Source organism: Pseudomonas sp. J380 (assembly GCF_009827115.1).
Classification (GTDB): domain Bacteria; phylum Pseudomonadota; class Gammaproteobacteria; order Pseudomonadales; family Pseudomonadaceae; genus Aquipseudomonas; species Aquipseudomonas paracarnis.
Genome location: NZ_CP043060.1, coordinates 4,960,414 through 4,984,733, shown reverse-complemented (window position 1 = coordinate 4,984,733; position 24,320 = coordinate 4,960,414). Strand labels below are relative to the sequence as shown.

General features: G+C 61.8%; 24 protein-coding genes. 8 read left to right on the top strand and 16 right to left on the bottom strand.

Going from position 1 to position 24,320, the window contains the following annotated elements:
* Positions 1-4 precede the first annotated feature (4 nt).
* A complete protein-coding gene (gene lnt / locus FXO12_RS22790) occupies positions 5-1,528 on the top strand; it encodes an apolipoprotein N-acyltransferase (protein ID WP_057975546.1) in 1,524 nt (507 codons plus the stop codon).
* 111 nt (positions 1,529-1,639) lie between these two features.
* On the opposite strand, the gene FXO12_RS22785 is transcribed toward lnt, so the two are convergent.
* On the bottom strand, positions 1,640-2,401 hold the full coding sequence (locus FXO12_RS22785) for a YdcF family protein (RefSeq protein ID WP_034126912.1): 762 nt from the start codon (positions 2,399-2,401) through the stop codon (positions 1,640-1,642).
* Between the two features lie 97 nt (positions 2,402-2,498).
* Positions 2,499-2,804, bottom strand: coding sequence for a hypothetical protein (locus FXO12_RS22780; RefSeq protein ID WP_034126911.1), 306 nt, complete (start codon positions 2,802-2,804; stop codon positions 2,499-2,501).
* Between the two features lie 261 nt (positions 2,805-3,065).
* On the opposite strand from FXO12_RS22780, the gene leuS reads away from it, so the two are divergent.
* The 5 genes from leuS to FXO12_RS22755 all read left to right on the top strand — a co-directional run bounded on the left by leuS (position 3,066) and on the right by FXO12_RS22755 (position 9,168).
* Positions 3,066-5,672: a leucine--tRNA ligase gene (gene leuS / locus FXO12_RS22775; RefSeq protein WP_160049760.1), complete on the top strand. Its 2,607-nt coding sequence runs from the start codon at positions 3,066-3,068 to the stop codon at positions 5,670-5,672.
* Positions 5,673-5,759: 87 nt separating this feature from the next.
* On the top strand, positions 5,760-6,365 hold the full coding sequence (gene lptE / locus FXO12_RS22770; protein ID WP_014720078.1) for an LPS assembly lipoprotein LptE: 606 nt from the start codon (positions 5,760-5,762) through the stop codon (positions 6,363-6,365).
* Positions 6,366-6,404: 39 nt separating this feature from the next.
* Positions 6,405-7,442, top strand: coding sequence for a DNA polymerase III subunit delta (holA, locus tag FXO12_RS22765; protein WP_003194456.1), 1,038 nt, complete (start codon positions 6,405-6,407; stop codon positions 7,440-7,442).
* 173 nt (positions 7,443-7,615) lie between these two features.
* A complete protein-coding gene (arfA, locus tag FXO12_RS22760; protein ID WP_003176285.1) occupies positions 7,616-7,780 on the top strand; it encodes an alternative ribosome rescue factor ArfA in 165 nt (54 codons plus the stop codon).
* Between the two features lie 62 nt (positions 7,781-7,842).
* Complete coding sequence (locus tag FXO12_RS22755) at positions 7,843-9,168, top strand: lytic murein transglycosylase (protein ID WP_003194458.1); 1,326 nt, start codon at positions 7,843-7,845, stop codon at positions 9,166-9,168.
* Positions 9,169-9,283: 115 nt separating this feature from the next.
* Here the strand turns inward: FXO12_RS22755 and FXO12_RS22750 are convergent, their stop codons facing one another.
* The 13 genes from FXO12_RS22750 to FXO12_RS22690 form a co-directional block, all read right to left on the bottom strand.
* On the bottom strand, positions 9,284-10,204 hold the full coding sequence (locus FXO12_RS22750) for an LD-carboxypeptidase (protein WP_057975549.1): 921 nt from the start codon (positions 10,202-10,204) through the stop codon (positions 9,284-9,286).
* A 152-nt stretch (positions 10,205-10,356) separates the two neighbouring features.
* A complete protein-coding gene (lipA, locus tag FXO12_RS22745; RefSeq protein ID WP_161793230.1) occupies positions 10,357-11,358 on the bottom strand; it encodes a lipoyl synthase in 1,002 nt (333 codons plus the stop codon).
* 25 nt (positions 11,359-11,383) lie between these two features.
* The gene (lipB, locus tag FXO12_RS22740; RefSeq protein ID WP_034126907.1) at positions 11,384-12,031 is read right to left on the bottom strand and encodes a lipoyl(octanoyl) transferase LipB; all 648 of its coding nucleotides are present in this window, start codon (positions 12,029-12,031) and stop codon (positions 11,384-11,386) included.
* A complete protein-coding gene (locus FXO12_RS22735) occupies positions 12,031-12,312 on the bottom strand; it encodes a DUF493 domain-containing protein (RefSeq protein ID WP_005791752.1) in 282 nt (93 codons plus the stop codon). The genes lipB and FXO12_RS22735 overlap by 1 nt, the downstream gene beginning before the upstream one ends.
* An 85-nt stretch (positions 12,313-12,397) precedes the next feature.
* Positions 12,398-13,555, bottom strand: coding sequence for a D-alanyl-D-alanine carboxypeptidase family protein (locus FXO12_RS22730; protein WP_003194468.1), 1,158 nt, complete (start codon positions 13,553-13,555; stop codon positions 12,398-12,400).
* Positions 13,556-13,738: 183 nt separating this feature from the next.
* Positions 13,739-14,743, bottom strand: a complete 1,005-nt coding sequence (locus tag FXO12_RS22725; RefSeq protein WP_032895156.1) for a septal ring lytic transglycosylase RlpA family protein — start codon at positions 14,741-14,743, stop codon at positions 13,739-13,741.
* Complete coding sequence (gene mltB / locus FXO12_RS22720; RefSeq protein WP_054896188.1) at positions 14,743-15,753, bottom strand: lytic murein transglycosylase B; 1,011 nt, start codon at positions 15,751-15,753, stop codon at positions 14,743-14,745. The genes FXO12_RS22725 and mltB overlap by 1 nt, the downstream gene beginning before the upstream one ends.
* 17 nt (positions 15,754-15,770) lie before the next feature.
* Entirely contained in the window at positions 15,771-16,874 is a 1,104-nt protein-coding gene (gene rodA, locus FXO12_RS22715) for a rod shape-determining protein RodA (RefSeq protein ID WP_044268991.1), read from the bottom strand.
* A 31-nt stretch (positions 16,875-16,905) separates the two neighbouring features.
* The gene (gene mrdA / locus FXO12_RS22710; RefSeq protein ID WP_034126905.1) at positions 16,906-18,804 is read right to left on the bottom strand and encodes a penicillin-binding protein 2; all 1,899 of its coding nucleotides are present in this window, start codon (positions 18,802-18,804) and stop codon (positions 16,906-16,908) included.
* Positions 18,805-18,819: 15 nt separating this feature from the next.
* Entirely contained in the window at positions 18,820-19,287 is a 468-nt protein-coding gene (gene rlmH, locus FXO12_RS22705; RefSeq protein ID WP_003176297.1) for a 23S rRNA (pseudouridine(1915)-N(3))-methyltransferase RlmH, read from the bottom strand.
* A 9-nt stretch (positions 19,288-19,296) separates the two neighbouring features.
* Positions 19,297-19,791 carry a ribosome silencing factor gene (gene rsfS, locus FXO12_RS22700; protein ID WP_003176298.1) on the bottom strand — a complete coding sequence of 165 codons (495 nt, stop codon included), beginning with the start codon at positions 19,789-19,791 and terminating at the stop codon, positions 19,297-19,299.
* A 66-nt stretch (positions 19,792-19,857) separates the two neighbouring features.
* Positions 19,858-20,502 (bottom strand): nicotinate-nucleotide adenylyltransferase, encoded by a 645-nt coding sequence (nadD, locus tag FXO12_RS22695; protein WP_003194480.1) that lies wholly within the window; start codon positions 20,500-20,502, stop codon positions 19,858-19,860.
* Positions 20,502-21,767, bottom strand: coding sequence for a glutamate-5-semialdehyde dehydrogenase (locus tag FXO12_RS22690; protein ID WP_034126904.1), 1,266 nt, complete (start codon positions 21,765-21,767; stop codon positions 20,502-20,504). Before FXO12_RS22690 ends, nadD begins: the two co-directional genes overlap by 1 nt.
* A gap of 175 nt (positions 21,768-21,942) precedes the next feature.
* On the opposite strand from FXO12_RS22690, the gene FXO12_RS22685 reads away from it, so the two are divergent.
* Complete coding sequence (locus FXO12_RS22685) at positions 21,943-22,626, top strand: DNA-3-methyladenine glycosylase (protein ID WP_057975550.1); 684 nt, start codon at positions 21,943-21,945, stop codon at positions 22,624-22,626.
* A 156-nt stretch (positions 22,627-22,782) separates the two neighbouring features.
* Positions 22,783-24,099 carry a bifunctional DedA family/phosphatase PAP2 family protein gene (locus FXO12_RS22680; protein ID WP_057975551.1) on the top strand — a complete coding sequence of 439 codons (1,317 nt, stop codon included), beginning with the start codon at positions 22,783-22,785 and terminating at the stop codon, positions 24,097-24,099.
* Here FXO12_RS22680 and FXO12_RS22675 read toward each other — a convergent pair.
* Entirely contained in the window at positions 24,093-24,308 is a 216-nt protein-coding gene (locus FXO12_RS22675; protein ID WP_034126901.1) for a hypothetical protein, read from the bottom strand. The genes FXO12_RS22680 and FXO12_RS22675 overlap by 7 nt on opposite strands.
* Positions 24,309-24,320: the final 12 nt, after the last annotated feature.

Sequence of the window (24,320 nt, the reverse complement as noted above, 5' to 3'; positions counted from 1 at the left end):
TGACATGCGCCGTCTCACCTCACCCGGCTGGCCCGGTAATTTGCTGGCCGTGGTGGCCGGCGCCATCACAACCCTGGCGCTGGCGCCGTTCGATATCTGGCCGTTGGCGCCGGTAGCGGTCGGCCTGTTCTATATCGGCCTGCGGGAGCTGACACCCCGCCAGGCCCTGGGCCGTGGCTGGTGTTTCGGCTTCGGCCTGTTTGGTGCCGGCACCAGTTGGATCTACTACAGCATCCACCACTTCGGCGGCGCTTCGGTGCTGCTGGCGGGGTTCCTGATGCTGCTGTTCACCGCCGCCATCGCCTGGTTCTTTGCCCTGCCCGCCTGGCTATGGGCGCGCTGGTTGCGCCGTAACGAAGCACCACTGGCGGATGCATTGACGTTCGCCGCGTTGTGGGTCGGCCAGGAAGCCTTTCGTGGCTGGTTCCTTACCGGTTTCCCGTGGTTGTACTCCGGTTACAGTCAACTCGATGGGCCGTTGACCGGCCTCGCGCCATTGGGTGGGATGTGGCTGATTTCCTTCGCCCTCGCACTCACTGCCGCATTGCTGTGCAACCTGCCGCGCCTGCTGGCCAGCAAGCGCAATGCCTTCATCGGCGCGGGCCTGTTATTGCTGGTTGCACCTTGGGCCATTGGCCTGGCGCTCAAGCATCACGCCTGGACGTCGCCGTCTGGCGCGCCCCTGAGCGTGGCCGCGATTCAGGGCAACGTCGAGCAAAGCATGAAGTGGGACCCCGACCAGCTCAATGCACAGTTGGCGCTGTACCGCGACATGAGCCTGAGTTCCAAGCGCGTCGACCTGCTGGTCTGGCCGGAAACTGCCGTGCCGGTGCTCAAGGAGTCCGTGGAGGGCTACCTGGGCATGATGGGCAAGTTTGCCGCCGACCGGGACAGCGCGTTGATCACTGGGGTACCGATTCGCCAGGAAGTGCACCACCAGAAGCGCTACTTCAACGGCATCACCGTGGTCGGCGAAGGCGACGGCACCTACCTCAAGCAAAAACTGGTGCCGTTTGGCGAGTACGTTCCGCTGCAGGACATGCTGCGCGGGCTGATTGCCTTCTTCGACCTGCCCATGTCGGACTTCGCCCGCGGCCCTTCTGACCAGGCCATGCTGCAGGCCAAGGGTTATCAGATTGCGCCGTTCATTTGCTATGAAGTGGTGTACCCCGAATTCGCCGCCGGCCTGTCGGCCCAGAGCGACCTGCTGCTGACTATCAGCAACGACACCTGGTTCGGCCGCTCCATCGGCCCGCTACAGCACCTGCAAATGGCGCAAATGCGTGCGCTGGAGGCTGGCCGCTGGATGATCCGCGCCACCAACAACGGCGTGACCGGGCTGATCAACCCGTTTGGGCAGATCACCGCGCAGATCCCGCAGTTCGAGCGTGGCATTCTCTATGGGGAGGTGGTGCCGATGCATAACCTCACGCCGTACCTGCAATGGCGTTCGTGGCCGTTGATCATTGTGTGTGTGCTGCTCTTTGGCTGGGCGCTGTTGGCGGCTCGGATGGCCAAAACGGTCTGACCTGTGGGAGCTGGCTTGCCTGCGATGGCGGTGTATCAGTGCCCTGAGTGCTCACTGACCCACCGCCATCGCAGGCAAGCCAGCTCCTACATTTGATCTCCTGTGTTGCACCTATCGGTAGAACAACCGATACCCCACCTGCCCCACCGCTTCATTGATCAACTGCCCGCTTTGCCACACCGCCTTGACCTCCGGCATCCAGCCACCCAGCGGTCGGCCATGGTCGACACCCAAAAAGCCCACCGGCCCCGGCACCACGGTGAAGCCGGCCTTTTCAAAACTCCACACCGAACGCGGCATGTGCCAGGCCTGGGTCACTACCACTACACGCTTGATGCCTTGCGGCAACAAAATCTCGGCGCTCATCTGGGCGTTTTCCCAGGTAGTGCGGCTGCGCTCTTCTTTCCAGCGCACGGTGACACCGAAGTCATCCTGCATCGACACGGCCATCAGCTCGGCCTCACTGGGCGGCGTGCCGTAGTGCAAGCCGCCGCTGGTCAGCACTGGCAAACCGGATGCCTTCGCCAGCCGCGCGGCAAAACGCTCACGTTCCAGGCCAATACCGGTGGGTTGGTCGCTGCCCCACGCAATATCTCCACGCTCGCGCCCCGAGCCCAGCACCACAATCGCATCGGCACGCTGGGCCAGGGTGGCCCAGTCTTCCCGGGCCAAAGGCGGCTCTGTCTCCAGGGCACGGGCGCCCCATTGCACCATCACTGGCAGGCTGATCAACCACATTCCGCCCAGCCCCAGGGCAAAGCACAAGCCCGCCAGGCGCGGACGGCTGCGGCGAAACCACCAGGCACACGCCAACAACAGCAGAAAAATACCGGGCGGCAACAACAGTTGTTTAATGAAATAACGAAAAGGCATCGGGCATCTCCAAAGATGCCCGAAGCCTAGATGCATCGGGGTTTTGCAACAATCCTTACCGACAACATTTTGATAACGCTAACGGATAACGCGGGGCTCACTTGCACCGCACGGAGCGGAAGTTCTCTGGCCCGCGGCCGGTCGCCAGGTCTTTGAGCCAGATGACCTTGGCCGAATGAGCAGGCGGGGAAGCCTGCCCATGGGAGGCGCGGTCGTGATTCAACGCCAGATAGTTCTTGATCAATTCAAGCTCCGCCAGGCTCAAGCCTCGCAACTCCAGCTCCAGAGGCCGTTCATCACGCAATCGGCCTGCGGTTCTTGCGGCGTCCAATGCCCGACCCAAACGGTCGATCAATCCTTCATACAACTGCGGTTTCGTTAAAGTTCGCTGCGATTCAACCATCCCCTCACCTCATTGAAGAAATACTTGCTCCCCACTAAACAGCGTAGCCCCCGTTGCTGCGCCTGCCCGGTGCCGCGACAGACGGCCCTTGGCGCGCAATCAGGGTTTCCCTCGATAGAGTGGGGTCATGTATGCTACGGCGCTTCCTGTAACTCCACTTCCCGCAGGGTTTGGGCACGGACGCGCCGCTTCTTGGTGTCGAACAACCCGGACAGTGCACCGAAGAGGATTAGGCCACCCCTATCCAGTTCAAAAGTAGCCATGCACGAACAATATCAGCCCCGTGAAATAGAAAATGCCGCCCAAGCCTTCTGGGACGAGCAAAAGTCCTTTGAAGTCAGTGAACAGCCAGGCAAGGAGACTTACTACTGCCTATCGATGTTCCCTTACCCCAGCGGCAAGCTACACATGGGGCACGTGCGCAACTACACCATCGGCGACGTGATTTCGCGCTACCAGCGCATGCTCGGCAAGAACGTGCTGCAACCCATGGGTTGGGACGCCTTCGGCATGCCGGCAGAAAACGCCGCGATGAAAAACAACGTGGCGCCCGCCAAGTGGACCTACGAAAACATCGCCTACATGAAGACCCAGCTGCGCAGCCTGGGCCTGGCGGTGGACTGGTCCCGCGAGGTCACCACCTGCAAGCCGGATTACTACCGTTGGGAACAATGGCTGTTCACGCGCCTGTTCGAAAAAGGTGTGATCTACAAAAAAAGCGGCACCGTGAACTGGGACCCGATCGACCAGACCGTACTGGCCAACGAACAGGTCATCGACGGTCGCGGCTGGCGTTCCGGCGCGCTGATCGAAAAGCGCGAAATCCCGATGTACTACTTCAAGATCACCGCCTACGCGGATGAACTGTTGTCGAGCCTTGACGATCTGCCGGGCTGGCCTGAACAGGTCAAGACCATGCAGCGCAACTGGATCGGCAAATCCAAGGGCATGGAAGTGCAGTTCCCGTACAACGTCGACTCCATCGGCGAAGCCGGCGCACTCAAGGTGTTCACCACCCGCCCCGACACCCTGATGGGCGCGACCTACGTCGCCGTGGCCGCCGAACACCCGCTGGCCACCCAGGCCGCACAGAACAACCCTGAGCTGCAGGCGTTCATCGCTGAATGCAAAGGCGGCAGCGTGGCCGAAGCCGATGTCGCCACCCAGGAGAAAAAAGGCCTGCCGACCGGCCTGTTCGTCGAGCACCCGTTGACCGGCGAGAAACTGCCGGTTTGGGTCGCCAACTACGTATTGATGCACTACGGCGATGGCGCCGTCATGGCCGTGCCGGCCCACGACGAGCGCGATTTCGAATTCGCCACCAAGTACAGCCTGCCTATCAAGCCGGTCGTGCGCACTAGCTCGGGTGATACCAACCCCGCTCCGTGGCAAGACGCCTACGGCGAGCACGGCACGCTGATCAACTCCGGCGAATTCGACGGCCTGGACTTCCAGGGCGCGTTCGACGCCATGGAAGTAGCCCTGATCAAGAAAAACCTCGGTGCCTCGCGCACCCAGTTCCGTCTGCGTGACTGGGGCATCAGCCGCCAGCGCTACTGGGGTTGCCCGATCCCGATCATCCACTGCCAAGCCTGCGGTGACGTGCCGGTACCGGAAGACCAACTGCCGGTCGTGCTGCCAGAAGACGTGGTGCCGGATGGTGCTGGCTCGCCGTTGGCGCGCATGCCCGAGTTCTACGAGTGCAGCTGCCCTAAATGCGGCGCGCCGGCCAAGCGTGAAACCGACACCATGGACACCTTCGTCGAGTCCTCGTGGTATTACGCTCGTTATGCCTCGCCGCACTATGAAGGCGGCCTGGTGGAGAAATCCGCAGCCGACCATTGGTTGCCAGTGGATCAGTACATCGGTGGCATCGAACACGCCATCCTCCACCTGCTGTACGCGCGCTTCTTCCACAAGCTGATGCGTGACGAAGGCCTGGTGAGCTCCGATGAGCCATTCAAGAACCTGCTGACCCAGGGCATGGTGATCGCCGACACTTACTATCGCCGCGAAGCCAATGGCGCCTACACCTGGTTCAACCCGGCGGATGTCGAGCTTGAGCGTGACAGCAAGGCCAAGGTCATCAGCGCGAAGCTGAAAGCCGACGGCCTGCCGGTGGAAATCGGTGGCACCGAGAAGATGGCCAAGTCCAAGAACAACGGCGTCGACCCACAGTCGATGATCGATCAGTTCGGCGCCGACACCTGCCGCCTGTTCATGATGTTCGCCTCGCCGCCTGACATGAGCGCCGAATGGTCCGACTCGGGCGTCGAAGGCTCGCACCGTTTCCTCAAGCGTGTCTGGCGCCTGGCCCACGCTCATGTCAGCCAGGGCCTGCCGGGCAAGCTGGATATCGGCGCGTTGAACGACGAGCAGAAAGCCGTTCGCCGCAGCATCCACCTGGCTATCCGCCAGGCCAGCCAGGACGTTGGCCAGAACCACAAATTCAACACCGCCATCGCCCAGGTGATGACGCTGATGAACGTGCTGGAAAAAGCCTCGCAGGCGACCGAACAAGACCGTGCGCTGATCCAGGAAGGCCTGGAAACAGTTACCCTGTTGCTCGCGCCGATCACGCCGCACATCAGCCATGAACTGTGGAGCCGTCTGGGCCACAGCGGTGCCGTCATCGATGCCGCCTGGCCGGTGCAGGATGACAGCGCCCTGGTACAGGACACGCTGCAACTGGTCATCCAGGTTAACGGTAAACTGCGTGGCCAGATCGACATGCCGGCCAGCGCCAGCCGTGAAGAGGTTGAAGCAGCTGCACGTATCAATGAGAACGTGCTGCGCTTTACCGAAGGCCTGACCATCCGCAAGGTGATCGTGGTACCCGGCAAACTGGTCAATATCGTCGCCAGCTAAATCGGATCGGGCGCGGGGCTTGGCCCCGCGCCGAACTAAACCTTTAGGGCCCGATAAGGCCCACCTGGTTTCAAGGGGAGCAACAAAATGATCAAACGCAATCTGCTGGTTATGGGCCTTGCCGTGCTGTTGAGCGCTTGCGGCTTCCAGCTGCGCGGCACCGGCACCAATGAGCTGTCGCTCAAGGAACTCGACGTCAGCGCCCGCAACGCCTACGGCGAAACCGTCACCCAGCTGCGCCAGACCCTGGAAAACAGCGGTGTGCACGTGTACAACGGCGCAACCTACAAACTGATCCTGACGGATGAGCGAGAAACCCAGCGCAATATCAGCTACGCCAGTGCTGGCCGTGCGTCCGACGTCGAGTTGAACACGGCGCTGATGTTCGAAATACAAGGCCGTGATCAGTTGCCGTTGATGGGTGACAAGATCCAGGTGCAGAAAGTGGTGAGCCACGATGGCAACAACCTGGTGGGTTCGGACTCCGAGACCATCCAGGTGCGCAAGGAAATGCGTCGTGAGCTGATCCAGCGCATGATGACTCGCCTGCAAATGCTCACCCCGGAAAAACTGGCTGAGCTGCAGCAAGTGGCCGACAACAAGGCCAAGGCTGACGCCGACGCCCTGAAAGCCGCGCAGGAATATGAAGACAACACACCGAAACAGTCGCCTGTTGAAGTCCCTGTCGAGTAAGCCAGACGGGGCGCCCCTGGCGCCCCGTTCGCCCCGCCTATGAAACTTGCCCCCGCCCAACTCGCCAAGCACCTGCAAGGTGGCCTTGCGCCTGTGTACATCGTCAGCGGCGACGACCCGCTGCTGTGCCAGGAAGCAGCTGACGCTATCCGCACCGCCGCACGCCAGCAAGGCTTCGATGAACGCCAGGTGTTCAGCGCCGACGCCAGTTTCGACTGGGGCACCCTGCTGCAAGCTGGCGCGAGCATGTCGCTGTTTGCCGAGAAACGCCTGCTGGAACTGCGCCTGCCCTCGGGCAAGCCGGGCGATAAAGGCGCGGCGGCGTTGATGGAATACTGCTCGCGCCCCGCCGAAGACACCGTGTTGCTGGTCAGCCTGCCCAAGCTCGACGGCAGCGCGCAGAAAACCAAGTGGGGCAAGGCTCTGGTTGAAGGTCCACAGACTCAGTTCATCCAGATCTGGCCGGTGGACAGCAACCAGTTGCCGCAGTGGATTCGTCAGCGCCTGTCTCAATCAGGTCTCGCTGCGACACAGGATGCCGTGGAGCTGATCGCCGCTCGGGTCGAGGGCAACCTGCTTGCCGCCGCCCAGGAGATCGAAAAGCTCAAGCTGATGGCCGAAGACGGGCAGATCACCGTCGAAACCGTGCAAGGCGCAGTGGCCGATAGCGCGCGCTTTGATGTGTTCGGCCTGGTGGACGCCATCCTCAACGGCGAGCCCGCCCACGCCCTGCGCATGCTTGAAGGCCTGCGCGGCGAAGGGGTGGAACCCCCGGTGATTCTCTGGGCCCTGGCCCGTGAGCTGCGCGTGTTGGCGAACATTGCGCTGCAATACAGCCAGGGCACACCGCTGGACAAATGCTTCAGCCAGGCCCGGCCACCGGTGTGGGACAAGCGCAAACCCCTGATGAGCAAAGCCCTGCAACGGCACTCGGCGCAACGCTGGGCGCAACTGTTGCTGGAAGCGCAGCGCATCGATGCACAGATCAAGGGCCAGGCGGCCGGCTCGCCATGGATGAGCCTGAGCCGTCTGTCGCTGTTGATGGCCGGCCAGCGCCTGGCGTTGCCTGCCGAATAACCCCCTCTGTACAACGGCACAAAACCCTGTGGGAGCTGGCTTGCCAGCTCCCACATTGACTCTGCCCACTGCCTATTTGCAACATTTCCCACCTATCGACGGGCTTTACAGCCGGCCCACTTCGGCAGATGATTTGCACCGCTGCATTCCACCCCCAAGCGAGAGAATCCATCATGAGCAAAAAGCCATCCAAGCATGGCCCCAACAAAGCCAAATCCATCATCGCCCAGCCACTGTTCCGCAGCCGTCAGGAACGCGCCGGCAAGGGCAAAGGCAGCTACCGCCGCGAAGCCTTCCAGTCTAATAGCTGGGAGGCTTCTTACTTTCTGGCTGCCTGAAGGCAAGCGCCCCTCTGGCATGATAAGGTCTGTACCTGATTTGTAACCCCCTGGACCTGTGCATGCCCTCTCGTCTTTCTCGTCATTGGCACCTACGCCAATTGATCGCTGCCTCCAGCCTCATTCTGCTCGTCGCCTGCGCCGAAAAACCTACCGCTGCGGACGCTCAACCCCTGCCCAAGCTCCAGACGGCCCCGGCTATCGCGCCTGCCGTGGTGGCCCCGTTGGCGGTGGACAATCTCGATATCCAGCCGACCCAGACCTTTGCCGAATGGCAAGCTGGCTTCCGTGCTCAAGCGCTGCAAGCCGGGATCACTGCGGCCGTGTTCGATAACGCTTTTGCCGGCGTCACCCCTGATATGGCGGTGATTCGCGCCGACCGCAGCCAACCGGAATTTTCTCGCCCGGTGTGGGAATACCTCGACGGTGCACTGTCGCCGGTGCGCGTGCGCAATGGCCAGGCACTGCTGGTCAAGTACGCCGATATTCTGCAAAGCATCGAGCAACGCTATGGCGTCGACCGCCAGGCGCTGGTCTCGGTGTGGGGCATGGAGAGCAACTTCGGCGCTTTCCAGGGCAATAACTCGGTGATCCGCTCCCTGGCCACCCTGGCCTATGAAGGACGTCGGCCGGCCTTTGCGCAAGCGCAGTTGCTGGCAGCGCTGCAGATCATCCAGCATGGCGATATTCAGGCCGACCAGATGAAAGGTTCCTGGGCCGGGGCGATGGGCCAGACCCAGTTCATCCCGACCACCTACAACACCCATGCCGTGGACTTTGACGGTGACGGTCGCCGCGATATCTGGAACAGCCCGTCCGACGCCCTCGCCTCCACGGCGCATTACCTGCAAAGCTCGGGGTGGCAGAAAGGCCAGCCGTGGGGCGTTGAAGTACAGCCGCTGCCGTCGGGCTTCGACTACAGCCTGGCCGATGGCGGCGTGCGCAAGACCGTGGCGCAATGGCTGCAACTGGGCATCCAATTGCCGCCTGGCGTGAGCCTGCCGGCCAATGTCGACCAGCTGTCCGCCGCCCTGCTGCTGCCGGCCGGCTACCGTGGCCCGGCGTTCCTGGTGCTGGATAACTTCCGCGCGATCCTCAAGTACAACAATTCGTCGTCCTATGCATTGGCGGTTGGCTTGCTGTCGGAGCGATTTGGCGGCGGCGGTGTGATTCGGGGCAGCTGGCCAAAAGATGAGCTGCCACTGAGCCGTTCGCAACGCATTGACCTGCAGACGGCGCTCAGCGCCAAAGGCTATGACGCGGGTAATGCCGACGGGATTATTGGCGCCAACACGCGCAAGGCGATTCGGGCTGCACAGCAGGCGCTGGGCTGGCCGGCGGATGGGTATCCGACGGTGAAATTGCTGGAATCGCTGCAGAACCGCTGAAGTGATCGCTCCCACGCTCTGCGTGGGAGTGCTGCCTTGGACGCTCCGCGTCCGCGGCTGAAGAGGGTGACGCAGAGCGTCACTGGAGGAATTCCCACGCAGAGCGTGGGAACGATCAGGCCTTGAACACTACATCCTGCTCCAACACCACCCGCTGCTCCCCCGCATCCAGGCGCACCAAGGCGCCCATCGGCAATGTCAGGTTCGGGTCGCAATGCCCACTGCGCCAGCCTGCCAGCACTGGAATGCACAGCGGCTCAAAGGTCTGCTTCAGCAGATGCGCCAACGCCGCGCTATCCACACCGGCCACATCCCCTACCAGCACACCGGCGACCTGGGCCAGCTTGCCAGCCAATCGCAGGTGAGTCAGCAATCGGTCGATGCGATAGAGCGGTTCGTTGACGTCTTCGATAAACAGGATGATGCCGTCAGCGTCTATTTCGTACGGCGTGCCCATGACTGCGGCGATCATCGACAAGTTACCGCCCAGCAAGCGCCCACAAGCCACACCGGGCTCGATTGTGATCAACGGGTAGGCCATCGGGTGCGGCAGCACACTGCCGGCGCCCCGTTGGCCACGCAGCAGGCTGAACAAAGAGGATTCGGTGGGCGGCTGTTTGCCACCGAGCAGGTCGGCATTGAGCATCGGGCCATGGAACGTCACAAAGCCCGCATAGCGGTTGATGGCCAGGTGCAAGGCGGTGATATCGCTGTAGCCCACAAACGGCTTGGGGTTGGCGCGCAGCAGGTCAAAGTCCAGCGCATCGAGCAAACGGGGCGTGCCATAGCCGCCACGCAGGCAGAGGATGGCATCGATGTCGGGGTTGGCGAAGGCGGCATGCAAATCGCGCAGGCGCACTTCATCGCTACCGGCCAGGTAGCCGTCGCGCTCGTGCACACCAGGGAAAATGTGCAGGTCGTAGCCACGGGCACGCATCCATTGCCGGGCTTTTTCAACATCCAGCGCGGCGGGGCCGGCGGGGGCGATCAGGCCGAGGGTGCCTTCGGGGCGCAGTGCAGGTACGGCGGCGGTCATCCATGGTTCTCCCTATATGACGCAGAACGAAATGTGGGAGCTGGCTTGCCTGCGATGCAAGCGCCTCGGTGTATCAGTGACACCGAGGTGATGCTATCGCAGGCAAGCCAGCTCCCACACAAGCCCGCATTTCACATTGATCCTGGAGCGGCTTACGAAACCAGGCTCGCCTTGACCAGCTTGGCCTGCTCATCGGCGTGGTACGAAGACCGCACCAACGGGCCCGAGGCCACGTTCTTGAAGCCCATCTTGTAGCCTTCCTCGGCGAACCAGGCGAAGGTGTCCGGGTGCACGAAGCGCTGCACCGGCAAGTGGCTGCGGGACGGTTGCAGGTACTGGCCCAGGGTCAGCATGTCGATGTCGTGTTCGCGCATGCGCTTCATGACTTCGATGACTTCTTCGTCGGTTTCACCCAGGCCCAGCATCAAGCCGGACTTGGTCGGGATGTGCGGCATCATCTGCTTGAATTTCTGCAGCAGGGTCAGCGACCACTGGTAGTCCGAACCCGGGCGCGCCGCCTTGTACAGGCGCGGCACGGTTTCCAGGTTGTGGTTGAACACATCCGGCGGCTCGGCAGCGGTGATGTCCAGGGCGACGTCCATACGGCCCCGGTAGTCCGGCACCAGGGTTTCGAGCATCACGTTCGGCGACAGCTTGCGGATCTCGCGGATGCAGTCGGCAAAGTGCTGGGCACCACCGTCACGCAGGTCGTCGCGGTCCACGGAGGTGATCACTACATACTTGAGCTTCAGGTCGGCGATGGCGATGGCCAGGCTTTCTGGCTCGTTGACGTCCAACGGCTTCGGACGGCCGTGGCCGACGTCGCAGAACGGGCAGCGACGGGTGCAGATGTCACCCATGATCATGAACGTGGCGGTGCCGCCAGAGAAGCACTCGCCCAGGTTCGGGCAGGAGGCTTCTTCGCATACGCTGTGCAACTTGTGTTTGCGCAGCAGCGACTTGATACGGTCGACTTCCGGCGAAACCGGGATGCGCACGCGAATCCAGTCAGGTTTCTTCGGCAGTTCGGTGGTCGGGATGATCTTGACCGGGATGCGTGCAACCTTCTCGGCGCCGCGCAGCTTGACGCCGGCTTCCACCTTGGCACGCGGGGCCGGGGCTGGACGCTCAGTGATGTCCAGCGTCGGGATCATGGTTTGCACAACATCAGTAGTCATATCAATCGATTCCGCCCGTCAGGGTCGTCTGCTCTGCATAGTCGAGGTGTTTGACGAGCTGCGCGCGCAGCCGGGCACTTACCTCGGCAAATTCTATGGATGTTGCATGGTCACTCAACTGGGTCATCGCAAGCCCGGCGTAACCGCACGGGTTGATCCGTCGGAACGGCGCCAGGTCCATGTCCACATTCAAGGCCAGGCCATGAAAGGAACAACCGTGGCGAATGCGCAGCCCCAGGGAGGCGATTTTCGCGCCATCCACGTATACACCCGGTGCATCGGGCTTGGCCACGGCGGTCACGCCGTAACTGGCCAACAGCTCGATCAGGCACGTCTCCATGCGGCTGACTAGGTCGCGCACGCCAAACCCCAGCTTGCGCACGTCCAGCAGCAGGTAAGCCACCAGTTGACCGGGCCCATGGTAAGTCACTTGACCCCCTCGGTCGACCTGCACCACCGGAATATCACCCGGCAGCAGCAAGTGTTCGGCCTTGCCGGCCTGGCCCTGGGTGAATACCGGCGGGTGTTCTACCAGCCAGATTTCATCCGGGGCCGAAGTGCCGCGCTCATTGGTAAAGCGCTGCATGGCATGCCAGACCGGCTCGTATGCCATCCGGCCGAGCTCGCGAAAGCCCAGGACTTGCGACATCACAGCACCATATGCACGAAGCCGGTGGCTCGCAGTTCGCTGTTGATGTTGTAGAGCTGGTCTTGATCGGTCGCAACGATGTGCAACTGGATCGTGGTGTACTTGCCGGTGGAGCTTTGGCGCTCGTCCACGCGGTTGTCGTTGATCGTCGCGTGCTTCCTGACGATCTCGAGAATCTTGTCCTTGCGGCCGACACCGGTATCGCTGATCACCTTGACGGGATAATCCGTCACAGGAAATTCGATCTTTGGCGCCTTTACTTCTACGTCTTTATCGGTCATGGCAGAACAGCCTCGTAAGCGCTAAGCCGTGGCGACGGGCAAAGCCCCGCGTTGGATCAACGCGGGGCTTTGCAGGTGCACACAATCAGTTGAACAAGCCGTAGAAGAATAGACGGATGCTATCCCATACGCGGCGGAAGATACCACCTTCCTCGACAGCGTCCAGCGCGATCAGGTCGGCGCTGTGCACCACCTTGTCGTCCAGCTTCACTTCGACCTTGCCGATCACATCACCCTTGGCGATTGGCGCAACCAATTGCGGGTTCAGGGTCATGCTGGCGGCGAGCTTTTTCAGCTGGCCTTTAGGCATGGTCAGGGTCAGGTCGTCGGCCAGGCCGGCCTTGACTTGCGACGTCGCGCCCTTCCACACCGGCGCGGTCGCCAGCTCAGCACCCTTCTGGTAGAAGGTCTGGGTTTCGAAGAAGCGGAAGCCGTAAGTCAGCAGTTTTTGCGTCTCGGCCGCACGGGCCTGCTCGCTGTTGGTGCCGAATACCACGGCGATCAGGCGCTGGCCATCACGTACGGCGGACGACACCATGCAGTAGCCGGCTTCGTCGGTGTGGCCGGTCTTCAGGCCATCGACGGTCTTGTCGCGCCACAGCAACAGGTTGCGGTTAGGCTGCTTGATGTTGTTCCAGAAAAATTCCTTCTGGGAGTAGATCGCATAGTGCACCGGGTCAACGCGGATGATGGCGCGCGCCAGGATCGCCATGTCATGAGCCGACGAATAGTGCTCTGGGTTCGGCAGGCCGGTCGGGTTCATGAAGTGGCTGTTGGTCATGCCCAACTCACCGGCGGTTTTGTTCATCATGTCGGCGAAGGCGTCTTCGCTGCCGGCGATGTGCTCGGCCAGGGCGACGCTGGCGTCGTTACCGGACTGGATGATGATGCCGTGCAGCAGGTCGCTCACGGTGACTTGCGAACCCACCTTGATGAACATCCGCGAACCACCGGTACGCCAGGCGTTTTCGCTGACGGTAACCGGGTCGTTTTCGCCGATCTGGCCGCGACGGATTTCCAGGGTCGCGATGTAGGCAGTCATCAGCTTGGTCAGGCTGGCAGGCGGCAGGCGTACATCACCGCCGTTTTCGACCAGCACGTTGCCACTGGCGGCGTCCATGAGGACCCACGACTTGGCGGCCAGTTGCGGGGAGGCCGGCACCATTTCAACCGCCCAGGCGGCCGGGGTGATGATCAGCGAGATAAGCAGGCACGTACGTTTGGCTAAGGTGGTGATGTTCATCCGTCTCTCGAAATTGCTTATGGAAACTTGCCCTCGCGGGCAAAACTATTCAGACAGCCCGCTTCCAGACTGTCACGTGTTCGGTTGCCCGCTCACCCCTTGCCCCTGGGTTTTTATTGTTCAACGAGCCAACAACCAGGGTTCAAGCGCGCATGCGCGTCTGAGCCATCAATCCGTTACTGCTTATTCTGCGGTGACCACGCTGGGTTGCCCCAGATTGGCCAGACGCACGCTGTTCTGCACTTGTGCCACTTCGCTCGGCGAGCCGATAGGGCCCATGCGTACACGGTGCAAGGTTTGCTGGTTACGCACGATGGAACTGATGAAGACCGGCGCGCTGACCATGCCGCTGAGCTTGGACCTTAACAGTTCTGCCGCATCCGGGTTGGCGAAAGCGCCGACCTGCAGGTATTGCCCACCGGCCATGGAGGCGCCCGCTGCCGCGTGAGGTACCACCACGGTATCAGGCGCATGCTGCGCAGGTGGCGGGGTCCATTGCTCGATCTTGCCGGTGGAGGCCGTCACTTGCGGTTGCGGGGTTGGCGGTTCGTTGAGCATCAATGGCGCGGGTTTGCCACGCTGGGCCCAATACTGCGCCGGATCGATGCCTTCGACCTTGACCCGTGCGGTGCCGGTTTCGGCATAACCGAGTTTCTTGGCGGCCGCGTAGGACAAGTCGATGATCCGGTCCGAATAGAACGGCCCACGATCATTGACCCGCAGGATCACGGTGCGATTGTTGTCCAGGTTGGTCACGCGCACATAGCTAGGCAGCGGCAGGGTCTTGTGGGCCGCGCTCATGCCATACAGGTCATACACTTCGCCGTTGGCGGTGTTCTGGCCATGGAACTTGGTGCCGTACCAGGACGCGGTGCCCGACTGCACGTAAGTCTTGGATTCCTGCAGCGGGAAGTAATTCTTGCCCAGCACGGTATAGGGGTTGGCCTTGTACGGGCCGGTGTGCAGGGTCGGCGTGGCGTCCGGGATTTTCGACACATCCACATCCCACCACGGCGCGCCGTCTTTGTGCGCGCGGTTGATGTCCAAGCCCGGCTGGGCACGTACCACCGCACCGCCCGCCTTCTTGGCCGGCGCACGGTTAGGGGTGGTGGAGCAACTGGCTACCAACAAGGACAACGCGGCGAACGCCACCAGCTTGAGCGGTTTTTTGAACGGCGATACCCGCATTACTTGTTGCCCCGTGCTTGAACCAGCTCATCTGACAGCTGATGCACGGCCATGGCGTACATCACACTGCGGTTATAACGCGTGATTGCGTAGAAATTCTTCAGGCCCATCCAGTATTCAGGGCCATTTGCGCCTTCCAGGCGGAATGCCGTCACCGGCATGTCGTCGCGTGGCGCATTCTGACTCGACCAGCCCAGCGCTCGCAACTCCCCGACGGTCTTGACCGGTTCGATACCTTGGGTCAGGCCCTCGTCGGCGCGCTCGCCCGTGACATCGGCGCGGATAACCACCGGCTCGCCGGCGACCCAGCCGTGGCGCTTGAAGTAGCTGGCCACGCTGCCGATGGCATCGTCGGGGTTGCTCCAGATATTGATGTGCCCGTCACCGTCGAAATCCACCGCATAGGCGCGAAAGCTGCTCGGCATGAACTGCGGCAAGCCCATCGCCCCGGCGTAGGAGCCCTTGAGGCTCAGCGGGTCGACCTGCTCTTCGCGGGCCAGCAACAGGAATTCGCGCAGTTCCTTGCGGAAGAACTCGGCGCGGGGCGGGTAATCGAAGCCCAGTGTCGACAAGGCATCGATCACCCGGTAGCTGCCGGTGTTGCGCCCGTAGAAGGTTTCGATGCCGATGATCGAGACGATCACCTGCGCCGGCACGCCGTACTCCTGCTCGGCGCGGGCCAGTACCGCCTCGTGCTGGCGCCAGAAATCCACGCCGCGGGCGATGCGCGCATCAGTGAGGAACATCGGGCGATAGTCCTTCCACTGCTTGACGCGTTCGGCGGGCCGGGAGATGGCGTCGAGGATCGCCTGCTTTTTCTGGGCTTCGCGAAACACGCCCATCAGTTGCTCACCGGCAAAACCGTAGTCGCGGGTCAGCTCACCGACAAATTCGGCAACCTGGGGAGAGCCATCGTAGTCACCGGCCTGCGCCTCTTGCGTTGCACCCAGCAGCCCGATCAGGCCCATCCAGGTCGCATGCCGAGTCGCCCAGCCGCGCATTACTTGCATTGACATCTTCACCTTATTCAAACCTGTGCGATCCACTTGCGATGCGTATGAATCGACATCAAAACCCCAAACGCTGACAGCAATGTCACCAGCGAAGTTCCGCCGTAGCTAATGAATGGCAACGGCACCCCAACCACCGGCAGCAGGCCACTGACCATACCGATGTTGACGAAAACATAAACAAAAAAAGTCATGGTCAGGCTGCCGGCGAGCAATTTGCCGAACAGCGTCTGCGCCTGGGCAGTGATCACCAGGCCGCGACCAATCAACAGCAGATAAATCAGCAACAACGCGCAAATGCCCACCAGGCCGAACTCTTCGCCCATCACCGCGATGATGAAGTCGGTGTGGCTCTCGGGCAAGAAGTCCAGGTGAGACTGGGTGCCCAGCAACCATCCCTTGCCAAATACCCCGCCGGAACCGATGGCCGCCTTGGATTGGATGATGTTCCAGCCAGTACCCAGCGGGTCGCTCTCCGGGTCGAGGAACGTCAGGATCCGTTGCTTCTGGTAGTCGTGCATGAAGAAGAACCACATGGCCACGGCCACGGGCACGGCGGCTGCCAGCACGCTGAGGATCCAGCGCCAGCGCAGGCCGCCCATGAACAATACGAACGCGCCACCGGCGAGGATCAATAACGAGGTGCCAAGGTCCGGCTGGCGCACGATCAACACAAAGGGCACACCGATCAGGATCAGGCTGATCGCCACGTGCTTGAGCTGCGGCGGCAAGGTGCGCTTGGACAGGTACCAGGCAATGGTGGCGGGCATCAGGATCTTCATGAATTCCGACGGCTGGAAGCGAATCACCCCGGGGATGTTGATCCAGCGTGTGGCGCCCATGGCGTTGTGGCCCATGACGTCCACCACCACCAGCAACAACACGCCGGCGACATACCCCAAGGGCACCCAGCGCGCCATGAAACGCGGCTCCAACTGGGCGATCACCACCATCGACAGCAGGCCCAGGCCAAACGAGGACGCCTGCTTGATCAGCAGGTCCCAGTTCTTGCCGCTGGCCGAATACAGTACAAAAAGGCTGCCGGCCGCCAGGGTCAGCAGCAGGATCAGAAGGGGGCCATCAATGTGCATGCGTTGCAGCAACGTCGCACGGCGACGCATCACATCTTCGCTGGAGAGGATGCGGTCAAAATTACTCTTCACGGGCCGTAACCTCGGGACTTGAAGGGGGGCCGCCATACTCGGGCTTGAGCCGGCCATCGTCGGCCAGCAGCCAGGCGTCCATCACCTGGCGTACCACTGGGGCCGCGACGCCGGAGCCGGACTCGCCGTTCTCGACCATCACTGCCACCACGATTTTTGGGTCTTCCGCCGGGGCAAAGCCGACAAACAAGGCGTGGTCGCGGTGGCGTTCCTGGACCTTGGAGCGGTCATACTTTTCGCCTTGTTTGATCGCGACCACTTGGGCGGTACCACTTTTGCCGGCAATGCGGTATTGAGCGCCAATTGCCGCTTTGCGCGCAGTGCCGCGAGCGCCGTGCATCACCTGCTGCATGCCGTGGTTGACCTTGGCCCAATCGGACGGGTCACGCAGGACAATGTCAGGAATCGGATTGTCGTCCACCGGCTTTTCGCCTTCGATGGTCCTGGCCAGATGCGGTCGGTTCCACACGCCTTTGTTCGCCACCAGCGCCGTGGCCTGGGCCAGTTGCAGCGGAGTGGCCTGCATATAGCCCTGGCCGATACCCAGGATCAGGGTTTCGCCGGGGAACCACGCCTGGCGGCGGGTCGCACGCTTCCACTCCCGCGACGGCATCAGGCCGGGGGATTCTTCGAACATGTCCAGGGAGACTTTCTGACCGAGGCCGAACTTGCCCATGTAGGCAGACAGCCGATCAATTCCCAGTTTATGGGCCAGGTCGTAAAAATAGGTGTCGTTGGAGCGCATGATCGCGGTGTCTAGGTCGACATAGCCGTCACCGGAGCGGTTCCAGTTACGGTACTTGTGATCGTAGTTGGGCAGCATGTAGTAGCCAGGGTCGTACACCCGGCTTGAGGCCGTGACCACGCCAGCATCCAGGCCGGCAATCGCCACCGCCGGCTTGATGGTCGAGCCCGGTGGGTACAGGCCGCGCAACACACGGTTGAACAGTGGCCGGTCGATGGAATCACGCAGCTCTGCGTAGGCCTTGAAGCTGATGCCAGTCACAAAGGGGTTGGGGTCGAAGCTGGGCTGGCTGACCATCGCCAGCACTTCGCCAGTCTTCGGGTCCAGCGCCACTACGGCACCCCGCCGACCGCCCAGAGCCATCTCGGCAGCTTCCTGCAACTTAATGTCCAGGCTCAGGACAATGTCCTTGCCCGGCACCGGATCGGTGCGCTTGAGCACGCGCAATACGCGACCACGCGCATTGGTCTCGACTTCCTCGTTACCTACCTGGCCATGCAACTCGGCCTCGTAGAAGCGCTCGATACCGGTTTTGCCGATGTGATGGGTGCCGCTGTAGTTGATCGGGTCGAGGGTTTTCAGCTCTTTCTCGTTGATCCGCCCCATGTAGCCAACGGAGTGGGCAAAGTGCGGCCCTTGCGGGTAATGCCGCACCAACTGCGCCACCACTTCCACACCCGGCAGGCGGAACTGGTTCACCGCAATACGGGCGATCTGCTCTTCGGTCAGCTCGAACAGGATCGGCACCGGCTCGAACGGCCGGCGCCCCTGCCGCATGCGCTTCTCGAAGACGGCCCGGTCTTCCGGCGTCAGTTGCAGCACCTCGACGATGACATCCAGGACCTGCTTCCAGTCGCCGGAGCGTTCACGGGTCATGCTCAGGCTGAAGCTGGGCCGGTTATCGGCAACCACTACGCCATTGCGGTCGAAAATCAGCCCACGGGTCGGGGGAATCGGCTGCACATGCACCCGGTTGTTTTCCGACAGCGTGGAGTGATAGTCGTACTGGATCACCTGGAGGAAATACAGCCGCGCAATCAGCACGCACATCAGCACCACCACCAAGACAGCACCGAACACCACCCGCGCGCGTACCAGACGTGCGTCTTTCTCGTGGTCCTTGATGCGGATCGGCTGGGTCATCGGGGGCGGCGCAGACTATTTGTGGTAAGGGTGCCCGGACAGGACTGTCCAGGCGCGATACAGCTGTTCACCGATCAGAATCCTTACCAACGGGTGTGGCAATGTCAGCGCCGACAGCGACCAACGCTGATCGGCCCGCGCACAGACTTCCGGCGCCAGCCCTTCCGGGCCGCCGACCATGAAATTGACCGTGCGCGAATCCAGGCGCCAGCGATCCAGTTCCACCGCCAGTTGCTCGGTGCTCCAGGGCTTGCCGTGCACTTCAAGGGTGACGATGCGCTCATTGGGGCCGACCTTGGCCAGCATGGCTTCGCCTTCCTGACGGATAAAGCGCGCCACGTCGGCATTCTTGCCCCGGGTATTGAGCGGTATTTCCACCAGCTCAAGCGACAGCTCAGCGGGCAGACGCTTGGCATATTCGTGCCAGCCTTCTTCCACCCACTTGGGCATGCGTGAACCGACAGCGATCAGACGCAGGCGCACAGCCGTTCCTTATTCCTGGTCTTTGTTGAGCTTGTCGAAGTGCGCGTGGCCCACTTCCGGGCTGTGGTGCTTGCCATCGGCGGCACGGCTCTGCTCGGCGCCTTTCCACAGACGTTCCAGGTCGTAGAACTGGCGAGCATTGGAGGTCATCATGTGAACGATCACATCGTCCATGTCCAGTAGCACCCAGTCGCTGTCGCCCTTGCCTTCTTCACCCAGTGGCTTGACGCCCTGGGCTTTGACGGCTTCGCGAACCTTGTCCAGCATCGCGCCGATCTGGCGGTTGGAGGTACCGGTGGCGATGATCATGAAGTCGGTGATGCTCTGCTTGTCGCGCACGTCCAGCACCTGGATGTCCTGGGCTTTAACGTCTTCCAGGGCAGCCACGGCGACTTTCACCAGCTCTTCGCCAGCCAATTCCGGGCCGACATGGGCTTCAACCGGCAGCGGCGCGCTTTTGAAGGTGCCTTTGCGCTTAACTTTGCTTACGTCTTTGTTCGTCATATAAAACTCGTTTTGCTCGTATGTTCGGGCGCTTGCTGCACGGTTCGTGCGTTCAAGCGCGCCTTTTCAGTTCGACGCACGGTAAAGCCCGTGCGCATCGATGTAGGCCAGGACCGCGTCAGGCACCAGGAAACGTACCGACTTCCCGCTGGCCAGCAGTTGACGGATCTGGGTGGCGGACACCGCAAGCGGGGTCTGCCAGACGAATGCAATATTCCCGTTCGGCCCGGTCAGGGCCAAGGGGTCACTTACCGACCGCGCGGCCAGCAGGTTGCGCAAGGCATCCGGCGGTTCGCTGTCGGCATCCGGGCGTTGCAAAACCAGGATGTGGCAATGCTGGAGGAGTTCCTCCCAGCGGTGCCAAGAGGGCAGGCCGCAAAATGCGTCCCAGCCCAAAAGCAGAAACAGTGGGTCATCCGCGGCCAATTCGGCGCGCATCAGCTCCAGGGTGTCGATAGTGTAGGACGGTTTATCGCGCTTGAGTTCGCGATCGTCCACCACCAGCGGCGATATACCTTCCACGGCAACACGCACCATTTCCAGGCGTTGCTCGGCGGCCACCTGCGGCGTGTCGCGATGGGGCGGCCGGAAATTGGGCAGCAGGCGCAGCTCATCCAGCGCAAGGGCATCCGCAACTTCGAGGGCACTGCGCAAATGGCCGATGTGCACGGGGTCGAAAGTACCGCCGAGCAGCCCGATGCGTTTAGTCATCAAGTGCGCACATGACCGTCGCCAAACACCACGTACTTCTCACTGGTCAGCCCTTCGAGGCCCACCGGGCCGCGTGCGTGGAGCTTGTCGGTGGAAATACCGATCTCAGCCCCCAGGCCGTACTCGAAGCCGTCGGCAAAACGCGTCGAGGCGTTGACCATCACCGAAGCGGAATCCACTTCGTTGAGAAAACGCCGGGCATCGCTGAAATGCTCGGAAACGATGGCGTCGGTGTGCTTGGAGCCATAGGTATTGATGTGTTCGATGGCCTGGTCCAGGTCGTCGACGATGCGGATCGACAGGATCGGGGCCGTGTACTCGGTGTACCAGTCCTGCTCGGTCGCCTCGATGACGTCCGCGCCCAGCAGCGCACGGGTGCGCTCGCAACCGCGCAGCTCTACCGACTTGTCACGGTAGATGGCGGCCAGCGGCGGCAGCACACGCTCGGCAATGCCAGCGTGCACCAGCAGGGTTTCCATGGTGTTGCACGGCGCGTAGCGGTGGGTCTTGGCGTTGTCGGCAATGCGAATCGCCTTGTCGAGGTCGGCGGCGATGTCGATGAACACATGGCAGACGCCGTCCAGGTGCTTGATAACTGGCACCTTGGCATCACGGCTGACGCGCTCGATCAGGCTCTTGCCACCCCGCGGCACGATCACGTCGACGAATTCCGGCATGGTGATCAGCGCGCCCACGGCAGCACGGTCGGTGGTTTCCACTACTTGCACCACTTCAGCCGGCAACTCGGCCACGGCCAGGCCCTGCTGGATGCAGGCGGCGATGGCGCGGTTGGAATTGATCGCTTCGGAACCGCCACGCAGGATAGTGGCGTTGCCAGACTTGAGGCACAGGCTCGCGGCGTCGATGGTCACGTTCGGACGCGACTCATAGATGATGCCGATCACGCCCAGGGGCACGCGCATCTTGCCCACCTGGATGCCGGACGGCAGGTAGCGCATGTCGCGAATTTCACCGATGGGGTCAGGCAGCTTGGCCACCTGACGCAGGCCTTCGATCATGTCGTCGATACGTGCCGGGGTCAGCGCCAGGCGGTCCAGCAGGGCTGGCTCCAGGCCGTTAGCGCGCCCATTGGCCAGGTCCAGCTCGTTGGCGGCGGTCAACTCGGAGCGCGAAGCATCCAGAGCATCCGCAGCCGCCAGCAGCGCACGGTTCTTCTGCGCGGTGCTCGCACGGGCGATCAACCGCGAGGCCTGCCGGGCAGCGCGACCCAGGCGGGTCATGTAGTCAAGAACGGACTCAGTCATGGTCAGGGAGTCTTGGCAAAGAGGAAAGCGGCAGATTATAGCTGTGACGCCGCCCGACTGACAGCGGTGAGGGGCGGATGGTCGAAATGAACTGTAAAAACCCCAGGTTCAGCCGTAATTAAGGTGAGAGTTGTTATGATTCGGTCACATTTAGCCGTATCAACCCTTGACCGCCATGCCCGACTTTCCCCCACTGTTCCCCGCCAGCCCGCTGCCCGATAGCTTCTTCGACCGCGATGCCCAACTGCTTGCGCGTGAATTACTCGGAAAAGTCATTCGTCATCGTGTGGGCGATCTCTGGCTTTCGGCGCGAATTATTGAAACCGAAGCCTATTACGTGGCCGAAAAAGGCAGCCACGCCTCACTCGGCTACACAGAAAAGCGTAAGGCTTTGTTTCTGGATGGTGGCCATATCTACATGTACTACGCCCGTGGCGGTGATTCGTTGAACTTCAGCGCCCACGGCCCGGGCAATGCCGTGCTGATCAAATCGGCCTATCCCTGGGTCGACGAAATTTCCGGGGCGGCGAGCCTGGCGCAGATGCTGTTGAACAACCCCAACCCCGACGGCAGCCCACGCCCCTCGCAGAAGCTGTGTGCAGGCCAGACGCTGCTGTGCAAGGCACTGGGCCTGAAAGTGCCAATGTGGGATGCCAAGCGCTTCGATCAGGAACTGCTGTATGTCGAAGACGTGGGCCAGGTGCCCACGCAGATTATCCAGACTACGCGCCTGGGCATTCCCACTGGGCGCGATGAGCACTTGATGTACCGTTTCGTCGATGCTGGCTATGCGCCTTATTGCACGCGGAACCCGCTGCGTCGGGGGCAGGTCGAAGGCCGGGATTATTTTTTGATTTAACGCGCGACACATCCCATGTGGGAGCTGGCTTGCCTGCGATAGCGGTGTGTCAGGCAACTTCAATGCTGGCCATGCCGCAGCCATCGCCGGCAAGCCAGCTCCCACAGTTGAATTTCACCGTCTCAAATTCTGTTTTGTATGCATGGAGTGGATTGTATGGGCCAATGGCTCGATAGCATCACCGGCTGGTTGACCCTCAACCCACAATGGCTGGCAGCGGCGGTGTTTATTGTCGCGTGTGTGGAATGCCTGGCGATTGCCGGGTTGATCGTGCCAGGCACGGTATTGCTGTTTGCAATCGCCGCGTTGGCTGGCAGCGGTGCGCTGCCTTTGAGTGAAACCCTGCTGCTGGGCTTCCTCGGCGGCTTATTGGGCGACGGCGTTTCCTATTACCTGGGCCGCCATTTCCATCAGAACATCCGGCGCCTGCCCGGCCTGCGCCAGCATCCTGAATGGATGAACGGCGCAGAAACCTACTTCCACAAGTACGGAATCGCCAGCTTGTTGGTCGGGCGCTTCATCGGCCCATTGCGTCCCATGCTGCCCATGGTCGCCGGCATGTGCGACATGCCCTTCCCGCGCTTTGCCGCTGTGAGCATCATTGCCGCAGCGGGTTGGACCGTGGCCTATCTGCTGCCGGGCTGGGCTGCCGGCGCCGCGTTCCGTCTGCCCTTGCCGGAAGGCTTCTGGCCGGAAGCGGCGATTATCGCGGCGTGTCTCGCGGTGTTGCTGGGGATGAGTTTGAACAGCAGTTGGCGCGGGCATCGGCGCACCACCTTGTGGATTGGTTGCGCCAGCCTGGTGTTGTTGATCGCGCTGTTTATCGGCTACCCCCATCTCAATGACTTCGACCAGGGCCTGAGCGCACTGGTGCAGGAACATCGCAGCCCGTGGCTGGACGAGGTGATGGTGCGGGTCACCCAACTGGGTGAGTTCAAGAAGATGTTTTTCGCCAGCGCCGTGTTCACTGGCCTGTTGCTGTTGGCACGGCAGTGGCACCACGCCGTATTTGTCGGCGCCACCCTCGCTGGCGCGGCAGTGATTAACACCGGCACCAAGCTGTTTTTCGCCCGTGGCCGCCCGGAAATCCTAACGGACCCGCTGACCAGCTTCAGCATGCCCAGCGGCCATGCCTCCGGGGCCTTTGCCTTCTTCCTGGCGCTCGCGGTATTGGCCGGTCGCGGCCAACCTACGCGGCTGCGCCTGACCTGGATGCTGCTGGGCTGCATTCCCGCGGCGTTCATTGCCTTGTCGCGGGTGTACCTGGGCGCCCATTGGCCCACGGACATCCTGGCCGGCACCTTGCTGGCAATGACCGTGTGTGCGTTCAGCCTGACGGCAATCGAGCACCGCAGACCATTGCCAGCCATGTCGCAAAAAGCCTGGTGGCTGGTGCTGCCCGCCGTGGTGGCCGTGCTCGGTTTCATCGCCTTTACCGGTACGCCCCACGCACTGCTCAGGTACGCCTATTGACCCTTGGCCGGGCCGATCCAGTCCACGGAGGCGCTGCGCCGTTCAGCGTAACGCTCGCGGCGCTCCAGCAGCATCTCATCGGCCATTTCGGCGGCGCGCTCGGTGATGTACTCCGCGCCACGCGTGGCTTCCTGCTGGAGTAATTGCGTGGTCACGCTGACAAAATAAGCGTCCCACGCGACTTGTTCCGAGGGGGTCAGCCGAATCATGGTTATCTCCGA